The organism is Corynebacterium provencense, from assembly GCA_900049755.1.
Classification (GTDB): Bacteria; Actinomycetota; Actinomycetes; order Mycobacteriales; family Mycobacteriaceae; genus Corynebacterium; species Corynebacterium neomassiliense.
On sequence record LT160605.1, the window covers coordinates 1 to 1,322 of the forward strand.

The 1,322-nt window shown below is 67.4% G+C and carries 2 protein-coding genes; one reads left to right on the forward strand and one right to left on the reverse strand.

The annotated features are described in order from the left end of the window. The coding region (locus tag BN3906_RS13795; protein WP_187119955.1) for an asparaginase domain-containing protein at window positions 1-450 on the reverse strand (450 nt) is incomplete at its 3' end. A gap of 130 nt (window positions 451-580) precedes the next feature. Between BN3906_RS13795 and BN3906_RS13800 the strand changes: the two genes are divergently transcribed. Continuing rightward, a complete protein-coding gene (locus BN3906_RS13800; RefSeq protein ID WP_066590247.1) occupies window positions 581-1,291 on the forward strand; it encodes a WKL family lipoprotein in 711 nt (236 codons plus the stop codon). Window positions 1,292-1,322: the final 31 nt, after the last annotated feature.

Below are 1,322 nucleotides of genomic sequence, written 5' to 3' on the forward strand. Positions count from 1 at the left end.
GGTCCTCAATGTCCTGCTTTTCGCGGGTTTTGTGCTGCGTGTGCTCGCCGGTCCCCGGTTTGACCCGTTCGGCCAGTTGTCGGTGCGTTGGTTGGCGGGTGCGGTGTTCGGTGGGCCGGTGATGACGACGGGACCTCCGATGAGGCGGTCGACGGCCATGGCAGTCTCCTCCATGGAGTCCGTGCCGTGGGTGACGACCACCGGACCTTGTCTGACCGCGGCGGCGACGGCTACGAGGAGACGGTCCAGATCGCTGAGGCCCATCTCCGAGGAATCAGTGTGGAGCGTGTCCCGGACGGTGACCTCTCCGGGGAGGTTCCCGGGAATGAGACCGGCTGAGGCGCAGAGCTCCTCCGCGGAGAGCGTGGGCACCAGTGCTCCGGCCGCGTCGGTCGTGCATGCGATGGTCCCGCCGGTGGCGATGAGACTGACCGGAGTGGAGATACTCATGGGGTATGAGATTACTGGTGTGATGCAGGGAACGTCGGGTAGGTAGACTCGGGGGCAGCGTTGTACCGCGCCACCACAGGCCGGACACATCCACAGACTGCAAAGGAGCAGCAGCGCAGTGAAGAACACCATGAAGGTCTCAGCCGGATCCCGGTCCTTCCGTTGTCTCGCGGCCGTCGCGGCCGTCAGCGTGGGGCTGTCCCTGGCCGCCTGCTCGTCCGACGACGACAGCGACGGAGACCAGACCACCACGGCGGCGGAGACGACCGCCACCCAGGCCACGGCACTGCCGACAGCCGCTGAGCTGAACGGCGTCATCAACCGGGCAGTTGACCCGGCAGTTCCCTCCGACCAGAAGGTGGACACAGTCCAGGGGGGTGACCAGGCGACAGAACTCTTCGACGTGATGACCCGCTCCAAGGAGGAGACAGGGGCCACTGTGGAGGTAGTCGATCCCGTCCTTCCCGGTATCCTTCCGGACACCGTCAACGCCACCGTGAACTTCAACATTCCGAACAGTGACCCCATGCCGGTCACCGGAGTGGAGTTCGTCAAGGAGAACGGGGTATGGAAGCTGACCCGCGAATGGGCGTGCACCCTGATCCAGAATGTGGCGCCTGACCAGGTCCCGCCCCTGTGTTCGGCGGATCCGGCAGGTGAACTGCCGGCGGAGAGCGCCCCGGCTCCGGCTCCTGAGGGTGAGGGTGCTCCGGCCCCGGCTCCGGCTCCTGAGGGTGAGGGTGCTCCGGCCCCGGCTCCGGCTCCCGAGGGTGAGGGTGCTCCGGCCCCGGCTCCGGCTCCCGAGGGTGCCCCGGCAGCTGAACCGGCCCCCGCCGCCTGACAACAACAGGCAGGAGGCCCGACCCGGGCCT

Bases quoted from the DNA above. Each gene is read 5' to 3' on its own strand.
- BN3906_RS13800 (WP_066590247.1), top strand. From the start codon at position 581: ATGAAGGTCTCAGCCGGATCCCGGTCCTTCCGTTGTCTCGCGGCCGTC.